This window comes from Catenuloplanes indicus (assembly GCF_030813715.1).
Taxonomy (GTDB): domain Bacteria; phylum Actinomycetota; class Actinomycetes; order Mycobacteriales; family Micromonosporaceae; genus Catenuloplanes; species Catenuloplanes indicus.
Genome location: NZ_JAUSUZ010000001.1, coordinates 2,259,661 through 2,278,546 on the forward strand (window position 1 = coordinate 2,259,661; position 18,886 = coordinate 2,278,546).

Annotated in this window: 17 protein-coding genes; 9 read left to right on the forward strand and 8 right to left on the reverse strand. The window is 72.4% G+C overall.

Features of this window, described 5'->3' with window-relative positions:
* Nucleotides 1-153 precede the first annotated feature (153 nt).
* A complete protein-coding gene (locus tag J2S42_RS10270; RefSeq protein WP_307237939.1) occupies nt 154-732 on the reverse strand; it encodes an NADPH-dependent F420 reductase in 579 nt (192 codons plus the stop codon).
* Between the two features lie 87 nt (nt 733-819).
* Here J2S42_RS10270 and J2S42_RS10275 point away from each other — a divergent pair, with 87 nt between their 5' ends.
* Genes J2S42_RS10275 through J2S42_RS10285 form a run of 3 tightly spaced genes read left to right on the forward strand, consistent with a single transcriptional unit; the run spans nt 820 to nt 2,231 of the window.
* The gene (locus tag J2S42_RS10275) at nt 820-1,308 is read left to right on the forward strand and encodes a MarR family winged helix-turn-helix transcriptional regulator (protein WP_307237941.1); all 489 of its coding nucleotides are present in this window, start codon (nt 820-822) and stop codon (nt 1,306-1,308) included.
* Nucleotides 1,309-1,360: 52 nt separating this feature from the next.
* Nucleotides 1,361-1,570, forward strand: a complete 210-nt coding sequence (locus tag J2S42_RS10280) for a truncated hemoglobin (protein WP_307237943.1) — start codon at nt 1,361-1,363, stop codon at nt 1,568-1,570.
* A gap of 37 nt (nt 1,571-1,607) precedes the next feature.
* Nucleotides 1,608-2,231, forward strand: coding sequence for a LysE family translocator (locus tag J2S42_RS10285; RefSeq protein WP_307237945.1), 624 nt, complete (start codon nt 1,608-1,610; stop codon nt 2,229-2,231).
* A gap of 750 nt (nt 2,232-2,981) precedes the next feature.
* Here J2S42_RS10285 and J2S42_RS10290 read toward each other — a convergent pair.
* From J2S42_RS10290 to J2S42_RS10300, 3 genes are read right to left on the reverse strand one after another with little or no spacing between them, the layout of a single operon-like run.
* Nucleotides 2,982-3,803: a DUF72 domain-containing protein gene (locus J2S42_RS10290; protein WP_307248683.1), complete on the reverse strand. Its 822-nt coding sequence runs from the start codon at nt 3,801-3,803 to the stop codon at nt 2,982-2,984.
* Between the two features lie 46 nt (nt 3,804-3,849).
* Nucleotides 3,850-4,812 (reverse strand): permease prefix domain 1-containing protein, encoded by a 963-nt coding sequence (locus tag J2S42_RS10295; RefSeq protein ID WP_307237947.1) that lies wholly within the window; start codon nt 4,810-4,812, stop codon nt 3,850-3,852.
* Between the two features lie 12 nt (nt 4,813-4,824).
* The gene (locus tag J2S42_RS10300; RefSeq protein ID WP_307237949.1) at nt 4,825-5,148 is read right to left on the reverse strand and encodes a PadR family transcriptional regulator; all 324 of its coding nucleotides are present in this window, start codon (nt 5,146-5,148) and stop codon (nt 4,825-4,827) included.
* Between the two features lie 174 nt (nt 5,149-5,322).
* Here J2S42_RS10300 and J2S42_RS10305 point away from each other — a divergent pair, with 174 nt between their 5' ends.
* From J2S42_RS10305 to J2S42_RS10330, 6 genes are all read left to right on the forward strand, one after another.
* Nucleotides 5,323-6,615, forward strand: coding sequence for an extracellular catalytic domain type 1 short-chain-length polyhydroxyalkanoate depolymerase (locus J2S42_RS10305; protein ID WP_307237951.1), 1,293 nt, complete (start codon nt 5,323-5,325; stop codon nt 6,613-6,615).
* Nucleotides 6,616-6,686: 71 nt separating this feature from the next.
* A complete protein-coding gene (locus tag J2S42_RS10310) occupies nt 6,687-7,274 on the forward strand; it encodes a DUF998 domain-containing protein (protein WP_307237953.1) in 588 nt (195 codons plus the stop codon).
* 72 nt (nt 7,275-7,346) lie between these two features.
* On the forward strand, nt 7,347-8,978 hold the full coding sequence (locus J2S42_RS10315) for an NACHT domain-containing protein (protein ID WP_307237955.1): 1,632 nt from the start codon (nt 7,347-7,349) through the stop codon (nt 8,976-8,978).
* A gap of 328 nt (nt 8,979-9,306) precedes the next feature.
* Entirely contained in the window at nt 9,307-11,025 is a 1,719-nt protein-coding gene (locus J2S42_RS10320) for a hypothetical protein (RefSeq protein ID WP_307237956.1), read from the forward strand.
* Nucleotides 11,026-11,149: 124 nt separating this feature from the next.
* The gene (locus J2S42_RS10325) at nt 11,150-11,737 is read left to right on the forward strand and encodes a LuxR C-terminal-related transcriptional regulator (protein ID WP_307237958.1); all 588 of its coding nucleotides are present in this window, start codon (nt 11,150-11,152) and stop codon (nt 11,735-11,737) included.
* Nucleotides 11,738-11,926: 189 nt separating this feature from the next.
* Nucleotides 11,927-12,541 carry a response regulator transcription factor gene (locus tag J2S42_RS10330; RefSeq protein ID WP_307237960.1) on the forward strand — a complete coding sequence of 205 codons (615 nt, stop codon included), beginning with the start codon at nt 11,927-11,929 and terminating at the stop codon, nt 12,539-12,541.
* Here the strand turns inward: J2S42_RS10330 and J2S42_RS10335 are convergent.
* The 4 genes from J2S42_RS10335 to lanKC form a co-directional block, all read right to left on the reverse strand.
* Nucleotides 12,437-14,143: an ATP-binding cassette domain-containing protein gene (locus J2S42_RS10335; RefSeq protein WP_307237962.1), complete on the reverse strand. Its 1,707-nt coding sequence runs from the start codon at nt 14,141-14,143 to the stop codon at nt 12,437-12,439. The genes J2S42_RS10330 and J2S42_RS10335 overlap by 105 nt on opposite strands.
* A complete protein-coding gene (locus tag J2S42_RS10340) occupies nt 14,143-15,891 on the reverse strand; it encodes an ATP-binding cassette domain-containing protein (RefSeq protein WP_307237964.1) in 1,749 nt (582 codons plus the stop codon). Before J2S42_RS10340 ends, J2S42_RS10335 begins: the two co-directional genes overlap by 1 nt.
* A gap of 81 nt (nt 15,892-15,972) precedes the next feature.
* The gene (locus tag J2S42_RS10345; protein WP_307237966.1) at nt 15,973-16,095 is read right to left on the reverse strand and encodes a SapB/AmfS family lanthipeptide; all 123 of its coding nucleotides are present in this window, start codon (nt 16,093-16,095) and stop codon (nt 15,973-15,975) included.
* A 65-nt stretch (nt 16,096-16,160) separates the two neighbouring features.
* On the reverse strand, nt 16,161-18,713 hold the full coding sequence (gene lanKC, locus J2S42_RS10350; RefSeq protein ID WP_307237968.1) for a class III lanthionine synthetase LanKC: 2,553 nt from the start codon (nt 18,711-18,713) through the stop codon (nt 16,161-16,163).
* Nucleotides 18,714-18,886 lie beyond the last annotated feature (173 nt).

Here is an 18,886-nt window from a genome sequence, read left to right on the forward strand (position 1 = left end):
CGCCCGCCCGTGCGGGGCGGGCGTGGCGCAACCGGCGCGGTCGCTGATGCGGCCGGGTGGCTTTCCGGCGGCGCCGCGGCTGAGTCGCGAACCGGTTCTGCCGGACTGAGTGGTCAACCACCCGCCCGAGTGGTCAGGCGGCGGAGTGAGTGCTCAGTTGGTGACGGCGAAGCCGCCGGCCCAGGTGATCTTCTCGCCGGCGGCCAGCGTGATCTGCAGGAAGGCGAGCGCCTCAAGCTCCCGGGCGCGCTTCAGGCTGCCCGCGTCGATCGCCGTGAGGCCGCCGCCCTGCACGAGCGCGGAGACCGCGGACTTCGCGTCCGCGTCGTCGCCGGCGATCAGCACGGTGGTGGTCGCGACGCCGCCGACCGAGCCGGACACCAACGTACCGCCGAAGTTGGTGTTGAAGGCCTTGACCACGTGCGAATCCGGCAGCGCGGCCGCGATCTCGGCGGCGGCGGAACCGTCGGCCGGCGTGACCAGGCCGTCGAACGTCTCGAAGTTGACCGGGTTGGTCAGGTCGACCACGATCTTGCCGGCCAGCTCGGCGCGGCGGGCCTCGACGATGCCGGCGACCGCCGCGTACGGCACGGCCAGCACCACGATGTCACCGGTGACCGCCTTGCCCGCGTCCGAGCTGTTGAACAGCTCGACCGAGTTGCCGCCCTTGGCCGCGAGTCCCGAGACGGCCTGACCCATGTTACCGCTGCCGATGATGCTGACGTGTGCCATGACGCTCTCCCTCGACGTGCTTGGTTGTTGCTACAACCATTGCACATTCAAGTTGTCGCTACAACCATGCGTGGCACAATTGTGCGTATGGACACCCGCTGGCTCACCCGCGAACAGCTGTCGACCTGGGTGCGGCTGCTCGCCGTGATCGAGCTGCTGCCCGGCGTCCTCGACTCACAGCTGCGGCGCGACTCGCAGCTCACCCACTTCGACTACTACGTGCTCGCGATGCTCTCCGAGGCCGACAAGCGCACGCTGCGGATGACCGCGCTGGCCGAACTCACCGCCGCCACGCTGGCCCGGCTCTCGCACGTGGTGCAGCGTCTGGAGTCGCGTGGCCTGGTCGAGCGCTTCCCGTGCCCGCACGACAAGCGGGCGACCAACGCGCGCCTCACGGACGCCGGCTGGGCGAAGGTGCGCGAGGCCGCGCCCGGCCACGTCGAGACCGTGCGCCGGAACGTGATCGACGCGCTCACGCCGGAGCAGATGTCCCAGCTCCACGACATCGCCGAGGCGATCATCGGCCGCCTCGACCCGGAGGGCCGCCGCGCCGTCCTGCACCGGCACTACGACTAGGTCCTGTCTCGCCCCTTGCCCGACGGCGCGCACCCATGAACCATCGACGAACATGACACTGTACGAGTCCATCGGCGGCGAAGCCGCGGTAGGTGCCGCCGTCGACGAGTTCTACCGGCGGGTCGTGAACGATCCGGACCTGGCCGGGTGCTTCGCCGGGGCCGGCCTGGCCCGGCTCACGGCACACCAGCGCGCGTTCATCGCGGCCGCGCCGGCCCCGCTGCGCGCCGACATTGTCGATAATCGGATGAACACCGGGTGAGCTGGCGGCCGGGCGGCGGGCGGCGCACGCTGGTCTGATGATCGACTGGGTCGGCTTCATCCCCGCCGCACTGCTCGTTTCGCTGATCCCCGGCGCGAACCAGCTGCTCGGCCTCAGCAACGCGGTCCGCCACGGCCCGCTCCGCGCACTGGCCGGCGTGGGCGGCCGGCTCGCCGCGTTCGTCGTGCTGATCGGCCTGGTCGTGGCCGGCCTCGGCGCGATCCTGGCCGCGTCCGCGACCGCACTAGAAGTGATCAAATGGGTCGGCGTGATCTACCTCGCCTGGCTCGGCATCACCAGCCTGCACGGCGCGATGCGCGCCGAGGCGCAGCACGCCGAGGCGACCACCCAGCACGGCACCTGGCCGATCGTCGCGCACGAGTTCGCGGTCGCGATCAGCAACCCGAAGGCCCTGCTGCTCTTCGCCGCGCTGCTCCCCCAGTTCACCGACACCACCGCCCCCGGCGCCGATCTCAACATTGCGCTGCTCGGCGCCGCATACCTGCTGATCGAACTGCTGGTCGGCCTCCTCTACATCGCCGCCGGCCGCCGCATCGGTGCCACCGGCATCCCGGCCCGCACGCAGCGCCGCGTCGCCCTCGGCACCGGCGTCACCTTCCTCGGCATGTCCGCCCTCCTCGCCGTCGACGACCTGGCCTGACCGCCACCGCCCAGCCCACCGCACACCACATGCACGCACCCGGCACCGGCGGCTGACCGCCGCCGGTCCGCCGGCACGCGACCGGGCGTGCCGGCACACGGCGACTGCCACAGCGTGGAGCGCACGAGAGATGACCGAGCTCTCGGTGGCCGATCTCGCTCGGCGGACCGCGCGCCTGGGCGCTCCGCGTCCGATATTTCACCATTTACGCGACGTCAGCAGCCGATCACGCCCGCCACCGCGACCCCGAATGCCCGGCGCGGCGCTTCGGCATCCAACATGCGGACATGATCTTCCAGGCATCGAGACCGGAGATCCTGTCAGACCTCAGCGCTGTTTCGCGGGGCCGGAAACAGCAATGCGGACTGGAAGGGGCCTGGCCCGCCGGACGGCGGACCCGTGCGGCGGAGACCTGTGGCCCGCGGGCCCTGAAGCCGCAGGCGAAACTGCGATCCCCCGCGGCCCCGATCACTCTCAAGACACAACACGCCGCAGGTCGCGGGCCCGCAGCGCCCCGGCCCCCAGCCGCTTCGCGGAAACCGGACGCCGGAAGGATCGCGTCCGCAGCGTCCGGTCCCTGGCCGCCTCGCAGAAACCACACGCCGGACGTCGTAGCTGCGCGAGTGCCCGGTTCGGTGGTGTGGTGACCGCCCACGCGACTGACAGGGAGGCCGCCCGCGGCCGACCGGCGCCCGCGGGAGCATGCGGAACGTAACCCCGCCGGAAGCGGGCAGACGAATGAAATGGTCTTCAGAACAGCGTCGGCGGGCCCACCGGTTCCGGCGCCGGCAGGGGGATCAGGTCCGGTACGCGTGCGCGGACCTCATCGTGGAAGCGGCGGGCCAGTTCCGGTGCGTCCGCGTTGTCCGGGGTATGGATGAAGACCGTGGGTGAGCGGCCCTCGCGCAGCCACGTCACGGTGGCCTCGACCCAGCGCTGCCAGCCCTCGGCCGTCTCGCCCGGCTTGTCGCGGCCGAGGTAGCGCACGATCGGGTGGCCGGTCAGCGCGGTGGTCCGCAGCGGCATGCGCGGTTTCCTGGTCCACGCCTCGCGCTCGGCGTCGCTGGTCGGACGTTTCGCGAAGAACGCGGTGGTGTCGAACGGGACCCACTCGACGCCGAACGGTGCCAGCGCCGCCTCCAGTGGCGCGGGATCATCGAAGAAGGCCTGGTGGCGCACCTCGACCGCGTACCGGTACGCGGTCGGCAGTCGGCGCAGGAAGGACGACAGCGCGGGTACGTCCGCGGGGGTGAACGAGCCGGGCAGCTGGATCCAGAGTGCGTGGACGCGCGGGCCGAGCGGCTCGATCGCGGTGAGGAACTGTGCCAGCGGTGCGAACGCGGCGGCGGAGAGGCGGTGTTCGTGGGTGACCGGCTTCGGGAGTTTGAGCACGAACCGGAACGACTCGGGCGTCTCCGCGGCCCACACCTCGGTCGTCTCCCGTGCGGGCGTGGCGTAGAACGTGGTGTTTCCCTCGACCGCGTCGCACCACCCGGCATAGGCGCGCAGCCGCTCGCCCGCGGTGGACGGGTGCGGCAGGAACCGGCCCTGCCAGGGCTTGAGGGTCCACATCGCGCACCCGACCGAAAGACGCATGGGTTGCACCGTAACAACGGGCTCAGAGCACGCCGCGGGTGCCGGGCACCTGGGTGGTGAGGCCGCGGCGGGTGCGCTCGGCACGGACCGTGATCTCCACGATGTCCCACACCGTGGCGATCGCGAACGTCGCGATCACCACCATGGTGGCGATGTAGAGCGCGTCGCTGCCGGGCGCGAGGCCGGGGAACTCCGGGTTGAAGATCCGGTCCTGCGCCGCCAGCCAGATCACCGGCACGGCGGTGAGCAGCGCGAGCACGGCGTTCGCGGCCGCGGCCGCCCGGGTGTAGGCGCCGGCGCGGAAGACCTGGATCGCCCAGGCGATCTCCAGGATCAGGACCACGATGAGGTACGGCCACCAGGACGACCAGTTGGCCGGGTTCAGCACCGGCACGTCGGTGAACGTGAACTGCTGCAGCACCAGACCGGCGATGAGCAGCACCGGCCAGACCACGTTCGGCACGAGCTGGGTGTGCGCCAGGCGGCCGGACTCGTACTCCGGGAGGTCGTCCAGCGTCCACGGCCGGCGCAGCACCCGGTCGGTCAGGCCGAGCCGTTCCAGCAGCGCGAACGTGGCCGTGGCCCAGAAGCCCAGGTGCGCACCCACCGTGATCACCGAGGTGACGAGGCCGCCGATGACCCGGCCGATCGCGGGGTCGTCGATCAGCTGCACCACCGTGGTGACGGCCACGACGATCGGGAGCACCACGGTGTAGAGCGCGATCATCGTGCGGCGCCAGGCGGGGTAGATCTCCGGGCCGATCAGGTAGTTCCGCCGGCCGCTGTATCGGTCGGCGAGCCGGTCGGGGTCGCCGAGCTCTATCAGCGCCCCTCGGGTGGCGGCGTCGCGTTCCTGGCCCGCGTCGACGCGTGCCTCCACCGCGTCCTCGATGGAGGCACGCAGCTCACGGTCGATGTCGGCGCGCTGACCCTCCGGGATGCGGCGCAGCGCGGTGCTCACGTAACGATCGATGAGGGTGGTCATGCCCGGCTCCTTCTAGAGGTCGTTGATGGCGGTGTCGAGGCGGGACCACTCGGTGCGCAGCGCCTCGGCGACCGCGTTGCCCTGCGGAGTGGTCGTGTAGAACTTGCGCGGCCGGGCCTCGTCCGTGTTCCACGCGCTGGTCAGCAGGCCCTGCGCCTCCAGGCGGCGCAGCAGTGGATAGAGCGTGTTCGCCTCCACCTCGAAGCCGGCCGCGGCCAGCGTCTCCAGCAGCGAATATCCGTAACCCGGCGTGCGCAGAACGGTGAGGCTCGCGACGACGACCGTGCCACGGCGCAGCTCCTGCAAGTGGCTCGCGAGCGTCGGATCCATTGTCATGCCACCAACGATAGTGTGTGTCACACACTATGGCAACCCGGCACAGCATGACGGCTTGGCTTTCCGCCGCCATATGTAGATACTTGTCGATGTTCATGAGCCGGGAGCGGCGGGCGCCGGGCAGCCCCTCGCCGCGCGCTTCGCCATGTCCTCGACCGAGAAGGAACCCCACCGATGAGAATTCGCCACGTCCTGGCCGTCGCGCTGGTCGCGCTGCTGGCCGCGGTCGGCCTGGCCTCGCCCGCGTCGGCGGCCTCGCTCACCGAGATCACGTCTTTCGGAACGAACCCCAGCAATCTACGGATGTACGTGTACGTGCCCGACAACCTGGCCGCACGGCCGGGCCTGCTGGTCGCGGTGCACTACTGCACCGGCACCGGGCCCGCGTTCTTCAACGGCAGTCAGTTCGACGAGCTCGCCGAGCGCCACGGCTACATCGTGATCTACCCGTCGGTGACCCGGTCGAGCCAGTGCTTCGACGTCGCGTCGCCGCAGGCGCTGACCCGCGGCGGCGGCAGCGACCCGGTCGGCATCAAGTCGATGATCGACTATGTCCGGGCCCGCTACCCCGTGGACGCCGCGAAGATCGCGGTGACCGGCGTGTCCAGCGGCGCGATGATGACGAACGTCCTGCTCGGCGTGTACCCGGATGTCTTCACTGCCGGTGCCGCGTTCTCCGGCGTGCCGTTCGGCTGCTTCGCCACCACGAACGGGTCGGAGTGGAACAGCGACTGCGCCAACGGGCTGATCACCAAGACCCCGCAGCAGTGGGGTGACCTGGCGCGCAACGCGTACCCGGGCTATACCGGGCCCCGGCCGCGCATGCAGACGTGGCACGGCACGAACGACGAGGTGCTGCGCTACCCGAACTTCGGCGAGCAGATCAAGCAGTGGACGAACGTGCTCGGCGTGTCGCAGACGCCCGCGTACACGGACACGCCGCAGTCCGGGTACACGCGCACGCGCTACGGGGGTACGGGCGACCGGGCGCCGGTCGAGGCGATCAGCATGAGCGGGGTGTCGCACAACCTGCCGGTGAACGCGGCCGCCGCGATCCACTTCATGGGCCTGGACACCACGACCCCGGCGTCACCCACCCCGACCACGCCGGGCCCGACCACGCCGGGGCCGACCACGCCGGCTCCCGCCGGCCCCTGCCAGGTCACCTACGCGGTCAACTCGTGGAACAACGGGCTCACCGCATCGGTGTCGATCAAGAACACCGGCACGGCCACGGTCGACGGCTGGACGCTCGCGTTCACGCTGCCCACCGGCCAGACCGTGACGAACTCCTGGAACGCCACGATCAGCCCGGCGACCGGCGCGCTCACCGCCCGGAACGTCTCCTGGAACGGGACGCTCGCCGCCGGGGCCACCCAGACGTTCGGCTTCCAGGCCACCCACACCGGCAGCGCCGCGAAACCCGCGTCGTTCACGCTCAACGGCGCGGCCTGCACGGTCGCCTGACGCGCATCGTCTCACCGGGGCGGCACCGTTCCACCGGTGCCGCCCCGGTCCGCCGGGGAAGATGTCAGCTCATGAGAACGTCCGCGCTCGTCTCCTCCGCCGCCGCGCCCGCGCTGCTGATCGGCGGCTGGCTGCTCGCCGAGTCCCGCCAGCCGGCCGGCTTCGACCCGCTCCGCGACGCGATCAGCGACCTGGCCGCACTCGACGCGGCCGACCGGCAGATCATGACCGCCGCGCTGATCGGCGTCGGCCTCGCCCACCTGGTCACCGCGTACGGGCTGACCGAGGTCTCCCGCGCCGGCCGCCTGCTGATCGCCGTGGGCGGCGCCGCCACCGCCCTGGTGGCCGCGTTCCCGCTACCGGCCGGCGACGGCGGTTCGGCCGCGCACACCACGGCGGCGACGGTCGCGTTCACGGCCCTCGCGGTGTGGCCGTTCACCGGCGGCTCCCGCACCACGTTGCTGCGCAGACCGGCCACCGTCATCGCCGGTACGGTGCTGCTCTCCCTCGTCGCGTGGTTCGGCGTCACGCTGCACACCGGCGGCCCACTCGGCCTCGCCGAACGCGTCGCCGCGGCAGCCCAGGCGCTCTGGCCGTTCGCGGTCGCGGCCGGCCTCCGCCCGGAATCCCCCCGGCCGGGCGGGGTCGCTCCCGAATGACTCATCGGCGGATACCCTCCACATAGCACTACCGTTAGCGACGGTCGAGTTACTGTAGAGACACCACAATCCGTGCTGGAGGAGCCGGTGGCAGGGAGCACACGGGTTTCGTTCGGTGTCTGGAGCAATCGTTTTCCAGCCGCCGAACAGCTCCGGTCAGATCTGCGGGAGTCCGGCGAGTACGCAATCACTGTCACCGAGGACTGCGGGCCGCCGATCGACTGTCTGGTCGTCCTGACGCAGAAGCGGCACTTCGACCTCAACGAACTGGCAACACTCGTCCGGCTGGCGAACCGGGCGAGGATCACCGTTGCGGTCGACCGGTACCGGCCGAGCGCGGGTGACCAGCCACCCTGGCCACGGGATGCGACGCTCTACTGGGGCGGCCGATACTCTGAACTGCCGCAGGTGGCCGACACATTGGTCGATCTCATCCGGCCACCGGACCTGCTCTCCAGCGGGATACCGGCTCTTCTGCCGACGGACACACCGCTACCCGACATTCCGCTGGCCGCCGGCACACACGACTTGATCGAGCAATTGCGGATGCCGGAGGTGCCCCGGATCGTCGCGGTCACTCACCGGCTACTCCGAGAACTGTTGCATTCTGCGCCGGCCCGCAACCGTAGCGAGTACAACCTGTCCCGGTTGGCGCGGTGGTCGGCTGACGCACAAAGCCAGCCGTTCATCAACTTGCGTCTGACCCGCTCAGACAAGCCGTCGAGCAACCCGCAGCCGCGACTGTCGCTGGAGAACATATCGGCGGATCTTCGTACTCGTCGGCTGGTGATGCTATTCGGCGATCCCGGAACCGGGAAGACCCGGCTACTGCGATATTTCGACGCACAGTCGGCCTTGCGTTCGGTCCGGCCGCCGGACGGCGGACCGGAACGACCCGATTCGTTTTACGTGTCCCTCGCTCGGCAGCCGCTCAACCCAGACATCTCTATCGACTGGCTGTCTCGGCAGTGGACCGCCGCAGTTGATCCCGGCTGGTGCGACCTTCGTACATTCCTCACGGACGGTGGCGTGGTGCTGCTCGACGGGCTTGACGAGGGCAACGTTCGGAGTGCTCCGCTACGTGACTGGTTGTCGCAATGGCGCGACGTGATCACACAGCTCTGCGATGCGGGCGCGGCGAGAGTGGTGGTGAGCTGCCGCACCCGGGACCAGCAGCTTCCGATGCGAGAGCCTGCGACCGAGGTCAGTCTGCAGCCATTGTCCACGGAGGAGATCGTGGCGATCGCGGCTCAGGCGGACGCACGGCTGGCACAGCGCTTCAAGACCACTCTCGCCACTAACGGGAGAACCGCAGATCTGTACGCAAACCCTTCCCACCTGCGTCTCTTCCTGGGGACCGGAATGGAAGGGATCCCGCACACCAGCGCCCGGCTCTTCGGCCTGGTCGTGGCGGGTGCGATCCTGCGCGCCCCGACCCAGCTCCATGACCATCAGCTTTCGAATCGGTCAGCCGCCGAGCTGCACACCGTAACCGCATCGGACGACGGCGACCCGTGGCAGGTACTGGAGACCATTCCGAGATCAGAGCACTGGCCGCACTCGCCAAAAAGCTCACCGTGCCGACGGCGCTCGGAGGCGATGCCCGAGCGCGACCACGCCGGCCCGTTCGTGACCCGGCTGCGGGCCGCACTGGACGACGTCTCCTCCACGCCGACCGGCCCGCCCACGCTGGCGTCGGTGTAACCGGCTACGCGGCACCTCCGGCCGGTGGACGCCGCGGGGGCCGCGGCCGGGGCCGGGTGCGACGCCGGCCGGCTTTGAAACACCGCGCGCCGAGACTTCGCCGGTACGTTCGCTGCCACACCCCGGCCGTGTCGTCCGTGCGATCCGCGAGAGCCACGGTGAGTAGCCGTGGTCGCGACTGCTGCCCGCCGGCCGCGCCGTACCAGCCTCCCTCCCGCCGCCGGGTCTCGTCGATCATGCGCCCTGCCAGGCACGTCGCGGTCACGCTGCGATCATGTGGAGTCACTGCTAGGTTCGGCTGAGCGGTATCGATTCCTACGGGAGAGGGATGATCGGCACAAGCCGGCTTACACACCAGGCGATCCGTCGCCTGCTGCTCAGACTCGCCATCCTCACCCTCGGCCCGGCCGCCGGCTGGCTCTTCTTCCTCCTCCTCTCCCCCTCCCCCGCCCACGCCGCACCCGGCTCCGACACCGCACTGCCGCTCACGGTGAGTGATGCCGCGGCGGGGGTGACGACCCTCGTGGAAGCCGCGGCCGACGCGCCCACGACGACTGCGGACGGCGAGGACGCCGAGGACCCGCCGGGCGGTGGCGGTGAGACGGCAGCGAAGCCGGCACCGATCGAGAGCCGGACGACGACCGCGCCGGCACGAGCCGCCGCAGAACCGGCCCGAGCCGTGGCCGGGACGGTCACAGAGGCCGCCGCACCGTCCATGGAAGCGGTCGCGCCGGTCAAGGAGATGACCGCGCCGGTCTCGGGATCGGCTGCGCCGGTCGCGGAGGCTGCCGCGCCGATTGTGGATGTGGTGGAGACGGTCCCGGACGCGGCCGCATCCACCACGAACGTGGCCGGTACCGCCGCGAACGTGACCGCATCCACCACGAACGTGGCGGTTGCTGTGACCGAGACCGCCACAGAAGTAGCGCCCCTCGCGAGTGAGGCGGTTGCGGGAGGCGGTTCTCAGGTGATCACGGACCTGGAGAACGTGGCCGGTGCCGCGATCGAGGCGACGAGCGGGGCCGCCGCACCGGCGCCGGCCGGCACCGGTGCCGACGCGGCGGTGGAGACCGCCGCCGTACCGGCCGCGTCGCTGGTCGCCGCGACGAAGAATGCCTCGAGCGCACCCGCCGCCACAGGACCGGTCAGGTCGCTCGTCACCACGACGACAGTCGATGTCGTCGGAGCCGCCCGGGCGCCGGTCGAGCCGGTGCTGTCCATCGTGGTGACGCCGTTGCGCCCGGCTGCCGGGACGCCGGGCGCACCCGTGACCGACACGGTCACGGCAGCGACCGGACCGGCAGCCCAGGAACCGGTACCGGCCGCCGCAATCGGCGAGGTCACGGCGATGGCCGCAACCATGCTCGGGCAACCCGTGGTCGCGCCGGTGATCGACGCGGTCGTGGTCGTCACGCGGACCGCATACGCAATCCAGGCCACACACGCGGTCCAAGCAGCACACGGCGCCCGCGCCGCCTACGCGGCGCAAGCCGCCTACACCGCACAGGCTGTCCATGCCGCACGGGCCGCTCACGCAGCCCATGTCGCCGTTGCAGCTCAGGCCGCCCACGCCGATCACACGGTGCAGCGTGCGGCGGAGGCCGCCACGCTGCCCGGGGCGAACCCCCGGGCCGGCGCGGCACCGCGGCTCGTCGTGCCGGCGGCGCCCCACCCGGCCGTAGCCGGGCCACCGGCACCGGGCCACCGGCGGTGGCCGCCGCAACCGCGCCGGCCGGACCCGGCCGGTGGTGCGCGGACAACCGCCCGCCCCACCTGCGATCCCGGTGCGCCCGTCACCGCGGCCGGGGGCGGCGGCACCGTACCGTCGGATGGTCCTGGTGGTGACGAAGGCCCGGCAGGGCCTCGAACCGGTGGTGAGGCGTCCGGTCCGGTGCACGGTGTGCGCGGTGGTGAACAGCCCGGCTCACCGCAGGCCGACGCCACGCCCGGGCCGGCGGTGCTCGGCATCCGTGCCGAGATCGCGCCCCGCCCGGCCGACCAGCACCGCGACTCGCGGGTGATCGAGGTTCCCGACTCCCCCGGGTGATCGTTCCTCACCGGTTCCGGCCCGCAGGTGCGCGGCCGGTGTCCGGTCTCGCCTGACGGACCTTCCCGAAACCGGCGCGTGCCGCCGGTGAGGCGTGATGGGAGCGAACGACGTGATTCGCACGATGATTTTCTCGAACCATGTGCTGCTGCGTGAGTCCCTGCATGCGGTGTTGTCCACGGAGCTTGAGGTGACGTCCGTGGGTGGGGACGACGGTGAGGTGCTGACCGCGGCGCACAAGATCCGGCCGGACGTGATCGTGGTGGATCTGGACGGGCCGGGGCGGCACGGTCTGCGGACGGTGCGGCTGCTGGTGGCGGAGCTGCCGGAGTGTGCGGTGGTGGCGCTGACCGGGCGGCACACGCCGCACGCGTTGCGGGCCGCGCTGACCGCTGGGGCGCGCGGGTTCGCGTCTCGGCAGCAGCCGCCGGCCGAGCTGGTCGATCTGATCCGGCGGGTCGGCCGCGGCGAACGGATGATCCATCCGGGGACCGCGCTGGCCACGCTGGCGGCGATGCACAATCCGCTGTCCGCGCGCGAGCGGGACGTGCTGCGTCGCGCGGCGCGCGGGATGCCGAGCGCCGCGATTGCGTCCGAACTTTTTCTGTCCGAAGGAACAATTCGGAACTATCTATCTTCCGCGGTGCGGAAACTGAACTGCAGAAATCGGTTGGAAGCGGCCCGTCTCGCCGAGGAGGCGGGCTGGATCTGACGCATCGACGCAGCTCACCGGCCGGGTCGCGACAAAAACGACCCGGCCGGGCGACGGCCATCCGACAGTTGCGCTAACGAGTTACCTACACGTTTGGGCGCGCTCCCAGCCGATCGTCTGTGCTTGAATGTGGACGGGTATTGCCATGTGGTTAACCGGTTGTGTCGATCTGTCGATAAGGGGCCCGGTGTGGTGCGCATTCTGCTGGCGATGCCGCAGGGGCTGCTGCGTGGCGCTCTGAGATACGTGCTGTCCACGCATCCGGACATGGACGTGATAGCGGAGCGTGACGCGGTGGACGCCACGATCGAGGCGGTCCGGTCCGACGCGCCGGACGTGACCGTGCTCGACCTGGAGCTGCTCAACGGGCCGGGGCGGGACCCGGCGGGCGCGGCCCGCGCCGCCCACTCGGAGCTGCCGGACAGCAAGATCCTGGTGCTGGTCGACCCGCGCCGGCCCGGGGTCGGCGCGCACATCGCGTCGGGTCCGCCGACGATCGGTTTCCTGGCGCAGACCGCGTCACCGGAGCGGGTGGTGGACGCGGTGCGCCGGCTGGCCGCGGGCGAGCCGGTGGTGGACGCGGATCTGCTGGTCGCCGCGCTGATGCCGTCGTCGCCGCTGACCGATCGGGAGTTGCACGTGCTGGAGGTGGCCGCGCTCGGCACACCGGTGAAGGAGATCGCGCGCACGCTGTCGCTGTCACCGGGAACGGTGCGCAACCACCTGTCCCGGATCATCGCGAAGACCGGCGCGCGCAACCGGATCGAGGCGATCCACCTGGCCAAGGAGAAGGGCTGGATCTGACATCTCGCGGTAGGCGCCAGACGTCCGCAGCAGCTCCGCGTGCGTGCTGAGCACCGGGGCGGCGCCGTCGAGGAGCAGCACGTGCCGGCCGCGCGCGGCGGAGGCCAGCCGGTGCGCGATCACCACGAGCGCGCCCGGCCGCGCCGCGAACGCGGCTTCCGCGCGGGCCTCGGCGGCCGGGTCGAGGTGACAGGTCGCCTCGTCCAGAATGGCCAGCGGCTCCGGTGACAGCCACGCCCGGACCAGCGCGATCAGCTGTTTCTCCCCGGCCGAGAGGGTGGCCGGGTCGATCCGGCCGTCGAGCCCGCCGAGCCGGTCGATCAGCGGCCAGGCACCGAACGCGGCGATCCCGCGCAGCACCGGCGCGTCCGGGGCCAGGTAGCGCAGGTTCTCCAGGACGGTGCCGGTGAAGACGTACGCCTCCTGCGGCAGCAGCACGCGCCCGGCGCAGCGCACGTCGCCGTGCTGCGGCACGATCAGGCCGGCCATCAGCGCGGCGAGCGTGGACTTGCCGATGCCGCTGGCCCCCACGATCACGAGGTGCTCACCCGGGCCGACGTCCAGGTCGAAGCGGTCCAGCACGGGCGCGGCGGCCGGGCCGTACCGGAACGTCACGCCGCGCATGCGCAGCAGGCCACGGTCCGGCGCGCGGAGCGGCTGCGGCTCCGGCGCGGGTTCGGCGAGGATCCGCCGGAGCGTCACGCCGTAGCGCAGGCCGCCCTGGGCCAGGCCGTGCATCAGCAGGTGCAGCGCCGGCACCAGCGCCTGCCGCACGTAGACCATGGCGCCGAGCAGCACGCCCGCGCCGATCCCGCGGCCGGTCAGCCAGGGCGCGGCGACCAGCAGCACGACCAGCGGTCCCCACCCGCCGACCGCGAGGCAGGCGCCGCGCAGTGCCCCGGCGGTGCCGAGCGCGTGTTCCGCCCGGGACTGGGCGTCGACCGCGTCCGCGACCACACCGGCCGCCCAGTCACCGGCACCGGCCGCGGCCACGTCCCGGTGCGCGCGCAGCATCGGCTCCGCGGTCGCGGCCAGGTCCTCGTCGGCGCGCACATAGGACAGCTGGCGCCGCGCCAGGCGCGGCAGGAGCAGAGCGAACAGACCAAGACCGAGCAGCAGCGGTACGGTGACCAGCCCGGCCAGCACCGGCGCCAGCGCGAGCAGGCCGGCGATCGCGGCGACCAGGCTGAACGCGAAGCCCCGCACGGTGGTGAGCAGCCCGGCGAGCGTGTCCCGGACCACCTCGACCTGCCGGGTCAGCTTCGCCACGGCCGCGCGGTCCGGCGAGGCCGCGCCACGCAACGCGCCGGTCACCACGCGGCGCACCAGCCGGTCCCGGAACGGCTCCACGACATCACCGAGCCGCCGGTACGCGCCGCGCGCACCGATCGCGCCCACGCCCGCGGCGACCGCGTAGCCGCCGAGCCAGGCCAGCCCGGTGGCGACGTCACCGGCGAGGAAGCCGTCGTCGATCGCGCGGGCGGTGGCGTACCCGCTGATCAGCGCGGGCGCGGTCTCGACCAGTGACCACACCGCGAGGCCCGCGACCGCACGCCGGTCCCGGCGCAGCTCGCGCAGCGTGTAGCGAGTGGCCGCGCCCATCAGCCCGCACCGCCCCGGACCGCGGCCGGCCGCCGGCCGTGGCCGGCGGCTCCGTTCGCGCGGGCCGGCGCCGCGGACGGTGCGAACACCGCGCGATAGCCGGGATCGGACCAGAGCGCGTGGTGCGGGGCGCAGGCGCGCAGCCGGCCGCCGTCGAGCCAGGCGACCAGGTCCGCAGCGGCGGCCGTGGCCCGGCGGTGGGTGACGACCAGGCGGGTGACGCCCCGCGCGTGGCGGGTCAGGGCCGCGCCGATCCGCGCCTCGGTCACGCTGTCCACGCTGGACGACGCGTCGTCGAGCACCAGCAGCCGGGCGGCATGCAGTGCGCGGGCCAGGCCGAGGCGCTGCGCCTCGCCGCCGGACATCGGCGCGTCCGCCAGCGGCGTGCCGTACCCGCCGGGGAGCCGCCGGACGTAGTCGTCGATGGCGGCGACGCGCGCGGCCTCGGCCACGAAGCCCGGGTCGCGGCCCATCGCGATCGCGTCGCCGACGGTACGGCCGGCCAGCGCGGGCCGTTCGAAGCCGTATCCGACCGCGGCGGCCAGCGACGCCCGGTCCAGCGCGGGCAGCGGCACGCCGTCGAGCGTGACCGTGCCCTCGTCCGGGTCGCGCAGCCGCCCGGCCACGGCGGCGAGCGTGGACTTGCCGGAACCGGACCGGCCGACGACCGCGATCACGGTCCCGCCGGGCACGGTCAGCGTGAGCCGGTCCAGCAGCGGCCGGCCGTCGGCGGACCGCACGCTCACCTCCGTCAGCCGCAGCGTGCCCACGCCGCCGGACCGTGCCGGCGGCGGATCGACGAGCCGGACGGTGCCGTGGGCGCGGGGCCGTTCGGCGATTATGCCGGCGGCGCGTTCAGCGCCGCTGCGGGCGCGGACCAGGCGGTTCAGCGTGCCCAGGATCGCGCCGAGGCCGGCGCCGAGCGCCGCGTACTGCAGCGCGGCGATCAGTTCGCCGGGCGTGAGCCGGCCCGTGGTGAGCAGCGTCCCGGCGGTCGCGACCACGGCGATCTGGGTCAGCGGCGCCAGCACGGCGGTGCGCCCGGCCGCGACCGCGAGCGCGGCCCACGTACCCCGGCCGTGTTCTTCCAGCTCGGGCAGGGGCCGCAGGACGCGGCGGATCTCGGCCGCCGCGGTGCCGGCCGTCGCGATCGTGCGGGCGCCGGTCATCGCCTCGGCGAGCAACGCCGCGATCCGGCCCTGGACCCGCTGGTATCCGGCCGCGGACGCGGACGCGCTGACCACGAACCCGCGCAGCAGTGCGGTGAGCAGCAGCAGCCCGGCGACCAGCGCGACCGCGAGCCACGGGTCGAGCAGCGCGAGCGCGATCAGGCTGCCGGCCGGCGGCAGCACGGAGACCAGGCCACCGACGAGGGCGCCGACCGCGGACCCGGCGTCCGCGGCCTGCGTGCCGAGCCGCGCGACCAGGTCGCCGGCCGGGCGGCCGATCGGGTGCGGGAGCGTGAAGAGGCGGGTGAGCAGCGCGCGGCGCAGATGTGCGGTGGCGCGGGCGGTGCCGGTGGCGGTGGCCAGGTCGGTGAGCACGTCGGCGCCGGCCGCGATCACGACCAGCGCGGTGGTGACGACGATCCAGCGGTGTGCGGAGCCGTCGAGGACCGCGTCGACCGTACGGCCGATCGCGGCCGGGACGAGCAGCGCCGCGACCGCGCCGGTGAGCGACGCGACCGCCAGCAGGACCGCGTGACCGCCGGCCGCGCGCACACAGCCGAGCAGGATGCGGTTCGTCATGACGCCCCCAGATATGGGCCCGCCCCGGCGCGTGTGCGCCGGGGCAGGACCGTGCGGGTGTGTGGTGCGTGAGCCGGAGGCTCAGTTGCAGGTGGTGACGCTCAGCGAGCTGTCGCCGCAGAGCAGCAGGCTCGCCTGGCTCCCGCCGCCACCGCCGCCGGTCGCGTCCTCGATGTCCATGCCCTGGAGGTCGAGCAGCGTCATGCTCAACACCTTCTCTCTCTGTCGTACTGACGGGTGACTGTTCTTTCTTCCGCGCGCCGGAAGTCTCATGCCGGTGCCCCGGCGGGTACGGCCGTGCGCGGCGCGGGCGCAGCGGCGGTGGTCGGTGCGAGCAGCGGCAGCGCGGTGCGCTCCGGGTCGCGGGCCATGGTGAGCGCGAGCAGCACGCCCGCGGACCCGGTGGCCAGGTCGGTGGAGAGCCGCAGCAGCTGCTCGCCGAGGAAGGTGAGGTGCTCGCCATACGGCAGCGCGTGCCAGACCAGCGCACCGGCCTGCCGGGCGAGCGCGGGCGCGTCCGCGACGATCCCGGCGGCGACCCGCGAGGCCAGGTAGGCGACGATCCCGGCACGCCCGGCGAACAGGCCGGACTGCGCGTAGAACGGTGACCGGGCGGCGAGCCGGATGGCGGCGGACGCGTCCCGGAACTCGGCCACGTCATCGTGCCGGAGGTAGCGGTCCAGCGCGATGCCGATGCCCACGCTGCCGTGCGCGAGGTACGGCATGGTCCGCCAGCCCTCGTTCACGTGCATGGTGCCGTCCTCGGTGAGCACGCAGGCGTGCAGGTCGCGGCGGAGGGCACGGGCGGCCAGGTCGAGCAGGGCCGGGTCGCGCGTGGTCTCGTACCGGTGCAGGAAGAACAGGGCCGGGCCGGTCCAGCCGCGGGTCAGGCCCGCGTAGGGATTCGTCCGCCCGCTGGTCTCCGCGGGTGACGGTGCTCCGTCGAGCCGGTCCGCGAGCAGTTGCAGCACCTCGTCGGCGCGGTCCCGCACGCCGAACCGGTCCAGGCTCAGGCCGACGCCGGCGAGGCCGCTGACCAGGTCGTGGTTGAGTTCCCGCCACGGTTCGTCCAGGCAGATCCCGAGCAGCGACCGGGCCTCTCCGGTACGGCCCAGCGCGTCCAGCGCGAACGCGACGCCGTGCAGCCCGTCCCACAGGCCGAGCCGGCTGCCGGACGGCGGTGGCGCGACCCGGTCGGCCAGCCACTGCTCGTGCTCCGGGAAGCGGCCGGCACCGCAGGTGTGCAGCGTCCACAGCACACCCGCCGCGCCGTACCCGAGACTCAGCCCGCCGCTGCGGAACTGCTCGATGTCGCCCGGGAACAGCCGGTCGACGCGGGCCGGGGTGGCGGTGGCGAGGATGCCGGTGGCGATCCGGTCCCGGTCCAGCGTGAGCGGCCGGGCCGGGGGCGCGTCCGCGCCGCGGATGATCCGCACCGCGTCGTCCAGGTACGTGTCCGGTACGTCCGGGAACCGGGACCGGATGATCGTGGCGAAGTGCGCGGCCTTCTCCGGCGCCAGTCGCAGCACCGCGGTGAGCGGCAGGAACAGTGCGAGTCGCAGGCAGGCCAGCGCGTACTCGTCGACCGCGAACCCGGTCCGGTCGCGCGGCGCCGCGAACGCCTGGTTGCGCAGCGCCGGCCGTGCGTCCTCGGCGACGTCCCGGGCCGCCTCGAAGTCGAGCAGCGTGATCCGGTCGTCCGGGCGCACCATCACGTTGAACAGGTGCAGGTCCCCGTAGACCACGCCGTGCCGGTGGATCTCGCGGATCACGCGTTCCACCTGCGCGTGCACGTCCAGCGCCCAGTTCGTGAACTCGCGCAGGCCGTCGCCGGTCGCGTCCGGCCGGGTGAGCGGGTACCGCCGGACCAGCGCCTTGTTCAGCGGCTCGCCCTCGATCAGGTCCAGGGCCAGGAAGTAGTGGTCACCGAGGCGGAACTCGTCGTGCACCCGGGCCAGCTGCGGCACGTCGGCCAGCCGGCGGAGCATGTCGCGTTCCCGGCGCAGGCGGGTGACCGCGTCCGCGCCGGTGGCGTCCAGCCCGGCGTGCGGACGTGCCTCCTTCAGCACGACGCTGTCGCCGGTGCGGGTGTCCCGGCCGGTGTAGAGCCCGCCGCCGTTGGAGAAGTGCAGGACCTTCTCGATCGCGTACGGCACGGAGGCGACCTTCGCGGCGCCGCGCGCCTCGAGGTGCGGGCGGAGGAACGTGGGCAGCTCCACCCAGGCCGGGACCGTGAAGACCGGTTCGCGGCGGTCCGGGACGAGCGTGCCGGTGGCGTCCGCGATCGCCGGGACGACCTTGCCGGACTCGTCCAGGCAGTAGCGGGCCGCGAATCCGCCGTAGCGGACGTAGACCGGGCCGTCGCCGTAGCGCAGGTCGGAGAGGATGTACGGCCCTTCGCGGCCGGCCAGCAGCGCGTTCAGGTCCGTGCAGACCGTCTCCAGCTCGGTGTCGTCGTGCGGGTAGACGGTGACGAACTTACCGCTGCTGCCCCGGCCGGCGTACTTGCTGTTCCGCATGAGCAGCATCTGCGGGCCGCGCAGGAACTTGAACCCGATACCCCGGGCGGTGCAGTAGTCCCAGACGAGTGCGAGCACCTCGGCCGCGTCCTCACGGCGTGCGGAGATGTGCACCTTCCAGCCCTGGGCCGGCAGCCGGTCGCCGTCCGGCCCGACCACGGTCCAGTCGTCCTGCGCGGCGCGCTTCCAGCCGTCCGGGAGGACCAGCTCCTCGCCGTACTCGGTGGTGCGGGCCTTGGTGTTGGTGAGGGCGTCGTAGAAGAGCGGATCGACAGCGCAGTAGGAGTCGTATCGCTCGTCCATCTCTGCCCCCTCTCGGCCGTTCGGCTGTTGACATGAAACAGATTGGCCTATCGACAGGGGCGTCCTGAAGTGCTGCGCGTCATGCGATGCGGGTCCGATCTGCACCGGAAGTCATGACAAAACGCTGGTTTAAACGGTCCGGTTCTGGCTATGGGCGCACCGGACGGGGCGGC

Bases quoted from the DNA above. Each gene is read 5' to 3' on its own strand.
- J2S42_RS10335 (WP_307237962.1), bottom strand. From the start codon at position 14,143: ATGGGCGCGGCCACTCGCTACACGCTGCGCGAGCTGCGCCGGGACCGG.
- J2S42_RS10340 (WP_307237964.1), bottom strand. From the start codon at position 15,891: ATGACGAACCGCATCCTGCTCGGCTGTGTGCGCGCGGCCGGCGGTCAC.
- J2S42_RS10310 (WP_307237953.1), top strand. From the start codon at position 6,687: ATGAGAACGTCCGCGCTCGTCTCCTCCGCCGCCGCGCCCGCGCTGCTG.
- J2S42_RS10300 (WP_307237949.1), bottom strand. From the start codon at position 5,148: ATGACAATGGATCCGACGCTCGCGAGCCACTTGCAGGAGCTGCGCCGT.
- J2S42_RS10270 (WP_307237939.1), bottom strand. From the start codon at position 732: ATGGCACACGTCAGCATCATCGGCAGCGGTAACATGGGTCAGGCCGTC.
- J2S42_RS10295 (WP_307237947.1), bottom strand. From the start codon at position 4,812: ATGACCACCCTCATCGATCGTTACGTGAGCACCGCGCTGCGCCGCATC.
- J2S42_RS10305 (WP_307237951.1), top strand. From the start codon at position 5,323: ATGAGAATTCGCCACGTCCTGGCCGTCGCGCTGGTCGCGCTGCTGGCC.
- lanKC (WP_307237968.1), bottom strand. From the start codon at position 18,713: ATGGACGAGCGATACGACTCCTACTGCGCTGTCGATCCGCTCTTCTAC.
- J2S42_RS10285 (WP_307237945.1), top strand. From the start codon at position 1,608: ATGATCGACTGGGTCGGCTTCATCCCCGCCGCACTGCTCGTTTCGCTG.
- J2S42_RS10320 (WP_307237956.1), top strand. From the start codon at position 9,307: ATGATCGGCACAAGCCGGCTTACACACCAGGCGATCCGTCGCCTGCTG.
- J2S42_RS10275 (WP_307237941.1), top strand. From the start codon at position 820: ATGGACACCCGCTGGCTCACCCGCGAACAGCTGTCGACCTGGGTGCGG.
- J2S42_RS10325 (WP_307237958.1), top strand. From the start codon at position 11,150: ATGATTTTCTCGAACCATGTGCTGCTGCGTGAGTCCCTGCATGCGGTG.
- J2S42_RS10280 (WP_307237943.1), top strand. From the start codon at position 1,361: ATGACACTGTACGAGTCCATCGGCGGCGAAGCCGCGGTAGGTGCCGCC.
- J2S42_RS10345 (WP_307237966.1), bottom strand. From the start codon at position 16,095: ATGACGCTGCTCGACCTCCAGGGCATGGACATCGAGGACGCGACCGGC.
- J2S42_RS10290 (WP_307248683.1), bottom strand. From the start codon at position 3,803: ATGTGGACCCTCAAGCCCTGGCAGGGCCGGTTCCTGCCGCACCCGTCC.